General features: G+C 54.2%; 6 protein-coding genes. 5 read left to right on the top strand and 1 reads right to left on the bottom strand.

What is annotated here, in order from left to right; all coding sequences use genetic code 11:
- Nucleotides 1–118 precede the first annotated feature (118 nt).
- Nucleotides 119–1993, top strand: coding sequence for a type VI secretion system Vgr family protein (locus AACQ81_RS19245; RefSeq protein WP_237388277.1), 1875 nt, complete (start codon nt 119–121; stop codon nt 1991–1993).
- Nucleotides 1994–2091: 98 nt separating this feature from the next.
- A complete protein-coding gene (locus tag AACQ81_RS19240; RefSeq protein ID WP_237388276.1) occupies nt 2092–2511 on the top strand; it encodes a DUF1795 domain-containing protein in 420 nt (139 codons plus the stop codon).
- Here the strand turns inward: AACQ81_RS19240 and AACQ81_RS19235 are convergent.
- Nucleotides 2499–2633 carry a hypothetical protein gene (locus AACQ81_RS19235; protein ID WP_272903121.1) on the bottom strand — a complete coding sequence of 45 codons (135 nt, stop codon included), beginning with the start codon at nt 2631–2633 and terminating at the stop codon, nt 2499–2501. The genes AACQ81_RS19240 and AACQ81_RS19235 overlap by 13 nt on opposite strands.
- Nucleotides 2634–2673: 40 nt before the next feature.
- On the opposite strand from AACQ81_RS19235, the gene AACQ81_RS19230 reads away from it, so the two are divergent.
- Genes AACQ81_RS19230 through AACQ81_RS19220 form a run of 3 tightly spaced genes read left to right on the top strand, consistent with a single transcriptional unit; the run spans nt 2674 to nt 7478 of the window.
- Nucleotides 2674–6570 carry an RHS repeat-associated core domain-containing protein gene (locus AACQ81_RS19230; protein ID WP_237388275.1) on the top strand — a complete coding sequence of 1299 codons (3897 nt, stop codon included), beginning with the start codon at nt 2674–2676 and terminating at the stop codon, nt 6568–6570.
- 54 nt (nt 6571–6624) lie between these two features.
- Nucleotides 6625–6942, top strand: coding sequence for an AHH domain-containing protein (locus AACQ81_RS19225; protein WP_237388274.1), 318 nt, complete (start codon nt 6625–6627; stop codon nt 6940–6942).
- On the top strand, nt 6942–7478 hold the full coding sequence (locus AACQ81_RS19220; RefSeq protein ID WP_155270955.1) for a hypothetical protein: 537 nt from the start codon (nt 6942–6944) through the stop codon (nt 7476–7478). Before AACQ81_RS19225 ends, AACQ81_RS19220 begins: the two co-directional genes overlap by 1 nt.
- The last annotated feature ends 333 nt before the right edge of the window (nt 7479–7811 follow it).

The raw sequence follows: 7811 nt of genomic DNA, 5'->3' as shown, positions 1-7811 counted from the left end.
TGAATTTACTTCGTTTAGCTCCCACCAAAGCGGGAATTAAAGCCCGCCGTAAACGGGCAGGTTGGGATGACAAATATCTGCTGACGGTTTTGGGTAAAGCCCAAAAAATTTAGATGCGATTGCCCTGGCAGCCAGGGCGCTGCAACAGGCGGGCGGCGGTGGAGACTCAGCCCCGGGCGGCCTGCAATTTACCCTGACGGCAGGCGGCCTGCCGCCGCAGACGTTCGTTGTCACCGATTTTACGCTGAACGAAGGGTTCTCCCGGCTCTTTACCCTCAACGTGGGGCTGGCGAGCGCTGATCCGGCCATTGACTTCCCGTCTGTCCTCGATCGCAGTGCGACGCTCACCATCATGCAGGACGGCAAAGAACAGCGCAGTCTCAGTGGCTGCGTCGCCCGCTTTGAACAGGGCAATACCGGGCTGCACCAGACCACCTACCAGATGACGATTTGCCCGGACTTATGGCGCACTTCCCTGCGACAGAACTCACGCATCTTCCAGCAGCTGGATATCGTGACCATCCTCACCACCCTGCTTAAAGAGCACGGTATTCGTGACGTGGTCTTCAGCCTGCGCCAGCCGCACCCGGCGCGGGAATTCTGCGTCCAGTATCAGGAAAGCGACTTTGACTTCCTGCAACGGCTGACGGCGGAAGAAGGCATCTTCTACTTCTTTGAATGCGGTAACGGGCGCAACACACTGGTGTTTGCCGACGACGCCGGTTCAGTGCCGCCGGGCATTATGCTGCCTTATCAGCCGGGTGACATCAGTACCACCGGCAAGCCGTCAGTGACCAGCTTCACCAGCAGCGCACAGGTACGCCCGGCGCAGGTTGAGCTGAAGGACTACACTTTCAAAAATCCGGCATGGCCGGCCGAATTTCGTGAACAGATGAAGGACGAACAGCTACAGGAGCAGTATTACGAGCACTATGACTACCCCGGCCGGTTCAAGGACGAAGCCCACGGCAAAGCCTTCACCCGCTACCGGCTGGAAGCGTTGCGTAACAATGCGATCACCGGACAGGGGCACGGTCACGCGATTGCCATCCAGCCGGGGAAACTGTTCATTCTGACCAACCACCCGCGGGCGGATCTGAATCAGCCGTGGCAGGTGGTGAGCACGAGCCATTCCGGCAACCAGCCGGGTGCCCTGGAAACGGCCACCGGCGACAGCGGCACCACGCTACACAGCCAGTTCAGTTTTATCCGCCATAACCAGCACTGGCGGCCGACACCGCTGCCGAAACCGGGCATTGACGGCCCGCAGATTGCCAAAGTGGTGGGACCTGCCGGGGAAGAGATCTTCTGTGACCAGTACGGACGCATCCGTCTCCAGTTCCCGTGGGATCGCTACGGCAAATCCGATGACCAGAGTTCCTGCTGGATCCGGGTGACCCAGCCGTGGGCGGGACAGGGCTGGGGCATGCTCGCTATCCCGCGCATCGGTCAGGAAGTGGTGGTGGATTTTCTGCACGGCGATCCGGATCAACCCATCGTCACCGGCAGAACCTACCATGCGAGCAATATTCCGCCGGGCGGGCTGCCGGGCAGCAAAACCCAGATGGCCTTCCGCTCAAAAACCCACAAAGGCGAGGGATATAACGAGCTGCTGTTTGAGGATGCCAAAGGCAGTGAAAAGCTGTCACTGCACGCACAGAAGGACATGGACACCACGGTGCTTAATGACCGCAGCACCCGCGTGATGCACGACCATACCGAAAGCGTCGGACACAATCAGGCCATCAGTGTGCGGGCTGACCGCCATAAAGAGGTGGCCGGCATGGAGGTGAGCAGTATCGGGACACGGCAGGTCACCGTGGAAAAAACCAGCGTACTCAGTGTCAAAGGACAAATCACCATTCAGTCCACTGAAAGCGGCATCACCATCGGCAACACTAAAGGGAGCATCTCGATTGATACCGACGGCAATATCCATATTACCGGTAACACCGTCATTATTAACGGAAAAGAGGTCATCACCCTGAACTGAGTCCGGGCAGTCCGGCAACAAGACTGAAATCCGTTCAGCAGAATTTTTCTGCGGCGGGCTGAATATTGATGATACAAAAAGAGTGAAAAGGAAAACCCATGAGCACACAACCCTACCAGATGAACGAAGGCACCCTGAACATCCCCGCCGGCTGGCGTGACGAATCGATGCACGTGTTTGTGCTGCCGGATGACAGCGGCGTCAATCTGGTGATTAACCGCACCCCGGTGCCGGCAGGTACCGACAGCAATACCTATTATGAACAGACACTGACGCAGTTTGTGACCCACCTGCCGGGGTATCAGGAGCACCAGCGGCTGCAAACCGAACTCAGTGGCGATATGGCGTGGCGGCTGGATTACCAGTGGCAAAGCCCGGAAGGAGAAATGCACCAGACGGTGGTGCTGCAAATCCGGGGCAGCCAGCTGCTGGCGTTTAATTTGACCTCGCCACAACCCATGAATAACGGGCAACGGGAGGCTTTACTGGCGGTGGTCAGCAGTTTTCAGACGGCATAAGGAGAAGCCGATATGGGATTAAGTGATGAAATTATTACCCGGATTGCGCGGGTCGGGGCCACCCATGCCCGGCCGCCACTGCCGCCTGCGGGCGGTGCCAGAGGGCCGGCAGCCGCACGCAAAGGCGACCCCATCCAGCATAAGAGTTTCTTTGGTGCCCTGATGGGGGCGGTGGCCGGTGCGCTGATTGGGGCAGCCATTTTTGGGGCGGTGGGATTGCTGGTTGCCGGTACGGGCGGATTGGGGGCGACCCTTATTGTAGCCGCTGCCGGCAGCGGGTTAACCTATCTGGCCAGTGATGCCATCGCGGCGGCCAGTTCTGCCGTCACGAACTTCGTTGACAGCTTCGGCTCACCGGACGGGGTGTTGAGCAGTGGGTCCGGTAACGTCATCATTGAAGGCATGCCCGCCGCACGAGCCACCATCGATATGGCGGCATGCAGCAAACATCCGACTCCGCCATTAATAGCGCAGGGCAGTGAGTCGGTGTTTATCAACGGCCAGCCGGCGGCACGGGTCGGCGATAAACTGGTGTGTGGTGCCGCCATCAAAGGCGGCGCCAGCAAGGTCTTTATCGGCTCCGGTCAGGGAACTTACCTGGAAATTGAAGAAGAATTCTCCGGCTGGCAGCGGGCGTTACTGGTGGCGGTAGAATTTCTGGTACCGCCGACACGCGGGTTGCTGAAAGGCGTCGGCAAACTGCTGACCAAAACCGGCCGGCAGGCAATATTAGCCGGGGCGAAGCTGGGCGCCAAAAAAGCCGGCAATGTTCTGAAGGGCAAAACGCTGGTGTGTGCCAAAACAGCGTTTAAGGCCAACAAAGGGGTCAAACGTTATACCCAGGCAACCAAAAAGTTCTTCTCAGGCGACCCGATAGACGTCACTACCGGCAGCCTGTCTGACCAGCGTACCGAGCTTGAACTGGGACAGACGATACCGCTGACCTTCACCCGCAGCTGGTCACCGGGATTACGGGGTTTACTGGGTGAAAACTGGCTGGACAACTTCTCCGAGGCCGTTATCGTCACCGGCGACCGGATAGAAGTTCTGACGCTGGAAGGCGCCTCCCTGCACTTCGCCCTGCCCCAGAGCGTAGACCACAGTATCAACCCGGAGCACCCGGAATTTACGCTGAGCCGGCAAAAACAGGGCTTCGTATTGACCGAGCGTAATCAGCCGGTCAGCAAATACTTTACCCAGCCGGGCATCTTAGCAACTGCTGGCACACAGCACTGGCAATTATCGGCCCTGCGTGACCGCAACGACAACACCATCGATTTTCATTACAACGAACAGCACCAGTTAAACCGGGTCACTCACAGCGACGGCCCGGAGCTGGCCTTGCTGTACCGTGAAGACGGCCTGCTGACTGACATCCGCCGCAGCGACAGTGGTCTCAATGACGTCATGGTGCGCTATGACTATCACGACAATGGCTGGCTGGCAGAAGCGGACAGTACCCAGCAATTCCGCCTGTTCTATGAATACAATGCACAGGGATGGATTAAACGCTGGTCGGACGGTGACCAGACTGCCGTGGATTATGTATATGATGCACAGGGGCGCTGCATTGAAAGCGTCGGCAGCGGGGGCTATTACCCCGTCCGGCTGGCCTATGAACCCGGTATCACCCGTTCCGCCACGCCACAGGGCCATACCACGACGTGGCATTATAACGTGGAGCAACAGGTTACTCAGGTGGAAACCCCGTGCGGTCATGTCACCCGGTATGAATACGATAACTGGGGTAACCTGCAACGGCAGATTTTGCCGGAAGGACAGGTCCTGCAACTGGATTATCTGGCGGATACCGGGCTGGTCACGGCATTTACCGATGCCGGCGGTGCCGTGTGGCAGTACCACTACGATGAGGATGACCGGCTGGCCAGCATGACCGACCCGCTGGGGCGGGTCTGGTGGCAGCAATACGATGATAAAGGTCATGCCGGGTGCTTTATTGCCCCGGACGGCAGCAAAACCACCCTGAGCCGCAATGCGTTCGGACTGATAACGAAGGCCGAAGATGACGAAGGCAATCAGCGGACCTGGGAATACGATGACCATCTGCGGCTGAGCCGGCTGTTTGATGAGGAAAACCGCAGCCTGCGGCTGGGTTACGACAGCCATGACCGGTTGCAGCGGCTGTCATCGGGGGGCGGAGCCTTATGGTCGTGGGAATATGACCGCCATCACCGCATCGCCTTAAGTGACCGCCCCAACAACAGCCTGGAGCGCTTCCGCCATGACCGCCACGGCAACCTGACCCGATGGACAGATGCCCGGGGCGTGGAATGGCAGATTGAATACGGGCCGTTTGACCTGCCGGTCGGCCGCCTTGACGGGGAAGGCCACCGCTGGCAGTACCGCTATGACCCTGACAGCCTGCAACTGCTGGAAGTCATTAACCCGCAGGGGGAAAGCTACCGTTATCAGCTGGATGCCGACGGGCGGGTGACCACGGAGACCGATTACGCCGGTACACAGTGGCATTATGCGTATGACGGCAATGGCAACTGCATTGAAAAGCGGGATGCACTGAATCAGGTCACCCGCTATGACTATGATGCCGCCGGGCAAATGACCGCGATGCACACGCCGGAAGGCTGCACCACTTACGCTTACGATATCCTGGGGCGTCTGCTCGAGGTGACTGCGCCGGACGCTGGACCGCTGACCTTTGAATACGATGATAAAGACCGCCTTATCCGCGAAACCCAGGCATACGGCAATATCACCCGCGATTACCCGGACAATACGCAGGTAACGCGCACCCTGCTCATCCCGGATGGCGGCCAGTGGACCGCCACCATGCAAGCAAACAAAGCAGGCGAACTGAGTCTGCTCAACATCAATGGCGGGCACCGGCTCTCGTTTGAACGGAACGAAGACGGACACGAATGCTACCGCCAGTCGGACAGGGGCTTCATTCTGCGTCAGGAACATACTCTCATGGGGCAACTGAGCTGGCAGCGCGCAGGCCGCAATACCAGCCCGGAGTTCTTCGCCGCCGGTGATCTGGCAGACATCCCACAACCGACGCTCTCGGGTTTAGACCGGGAATATCACTACGACGCCGCCCTCAATCTGGTGGCCGCCAACGATGAACGGCAGTGGCTGCGTTATGTGGTCAACGGCAACGGCCAGATCACGTCGGTCAGTGACGGCGAGCGGCTGCGGGAGCATTATCAGTATGATACCTGTGGTTACCCCGCCCGCCGTTTTGACGGCCGGCACGAAATTGACAACGAGCGGCTCTACCAGAAAGGGCACCGGCTACGGCAGGCAGGCCAGCACCTGTTCGAATACGACGAGGCCGGACGGATGACCGCCATGCAGCTGTGGCAGGAAGGCCATCGCCCACAACTGACCAGATTCCGCTGGAACAGCCAGAATCAGCTGATCGGCGTGCAGACCCCGGGCGACCAGCAATGGGATTATCGCTACGATGCCTATGGGCGGCGCATCGAAAAAGCGTGTCAACAGGCGGGGATGCGCACCACCTACCTGTGGGACGGGGATGTGCCGGCGGAAATCCGCGAATACCGGCATAACCGGCTGTACAGCATCCGGCATCTGGTGTTTGATGGCTGGCAGTTACTGGCGCAGCAGGTACAATTTTTTACCCTGAACCCGGAAAACCGCCGTGAACTGATTGCCGGTGAGGTGCAGACGCAATATGCTGTCTGTGCTCCGACGGGAGAACCGCTGGCACTGTTTGACCCGCAGGGCCACCGCGTCTGGCGTCAGCCACAACAGAGCCTGTACGGAGTGCAATTGAAAGCCGCTGGCGAAAATGCTGAACTGAATCCGGAAATGCAGTTTGCAGGCCAGTGGCTCGATGCAGAGAGCGGTTTAGTCTATAATCGGTTCAGATATTTCTCGCCAGAGGCGGGTGTGTATCTGACGCCAGATCCGCTGGGAATTCAGGGTGGTGAAAATTTATATGCGTATGTTGAAAATCCTCTTTCTTGGATTGACCCACTCGGTTTGGCTGGATGCTCGACCAAGTTAGGTAAAAATATGATGGCGGATATGGGGTTACCACGTTCAACTAAATGAAGTGGTTATCAGGCTCATCATGTTATTCCCAAACAATACGCTAGTCATCCTGCCTTGAAAAAAATTAAGTATGATATCGACAATGCAGCAAATGGAATTTTTTTAAGAGAGGTGGATAAAGGTGTTAGTGCAATGGCAAGGCATCAAGGTAACCATAATGGTTACTCTAAAGCGATTAAAAATGCATTAGACAAAATAGATCTAAATCAGTCTGTTACGGAGATATCGAAACAGGTTGCTAATATACAAAACTTGGCTAAAAAAGGGATGATGAATGGAACACCGATCAGAGCTAAGGATATTTGGAAAGGAAAATCTAAGATAGGCAATAAAATAGCTTTAGACATGTGGAATAAAATTTTAGGAGTGTAATGATGAAAGGCTTGAATAAGAAGTTTGTAACTGAACCAATGCGTTTTTTATTTTTAGATGACCTTTTATCAGGAAAGGGCCAGTTATCTTCTGATGTTATTTTATTGGAGGATAAAGATAAATCTCTAAAATTATCATTTAGTCAAGACCTTCCAGATGGATACTTAGTATGGCAAGATCTTATAGAAAATAACGTTGGTGAGTTTTCCTTAGAAGATAACTATTCTGAAGCCGAAGATTACTTAGAAGATATTGACGAAGAATATGGTGATTTACAAGAAGAAAAGATATTATCTTATAGAAAATCCAAGATAAAAAAGATAAACACAGAGTATGACGATTTTTATTTTGAAATTTTAGATGATATATACTATCAGTTAAAAATGCTATCTATACAAAGATATATATTAGGAAATAAAAATGAATCATTATTAGAAAAAATGTTCAATATATATAAAGAAGGCTTTTATCCATGTGGGATGACTAAGGATAAAAAAATAGTCGCTTTTAATCCACAGAGATTAAAAATCAGTTGATATAGAAGGTATATAAACAAAAAAACCGGAAAATCCTTGTGATCTTCCGGTTTTCTTACCCTGAAAAATATCCAAGTCATGTTAGCTCTGCGGTGATCACTGGGTTCATATAACAAGTACATTACATACTCTTCATAACCACAATCATAATTTTTGAAAAAGAAGACAATACATGATAAACCCAATCCAACACGAAATAACCTTTCCAGAAGCAACTGTCTTGAACACGATTTTTATGGCGTTATCTGATGATACGAATCATTCCATTCTTCATCTTTTCTAATCATCGCATTTAAGATGGTCAGCAGTTTGCGCATACAAGCCACAAGAGCC

The sequence above is a fragment of the Xenorhabdus sp. Sc-CR9 genome (assembly GCF_963897815.1).
GTDB lineage: Bacteria > Pseudomonadota > Gammaproteobacteria > Enterobacterales > Enterobacteriaceae > Xenorhabdus.
Note: the sequence above shows the minus strand (reverse complement) of the source record. Positions and strands in the feature narration are given on the sequence as shown.

Bases quoted from the DNA above. Each gene is read 5' to 3' on its own strand.
- AACQ81_RS19220 (WP_155270955.1), top strand. From the start codon at position 6,942: ATGATGAAAGGCTTGAATAAGAAGTTTGTAACTGAACCAATGCGTTTT.
- AACQ81_RS19240 (WP_237388276.1), top strand. From the start codon at position 2,092: ATGAGCACACAACCCTACCAGATGAACGAAGGCACCCTGAACATCCCC.
- AACQ81_RS19230 (WP_237388275.1), top strand. From the start codon at position 2,674: ATGGGGGCGGTGGCCGGTGCGCTGATTGGGGCAGCCATTTTTGGGGCG.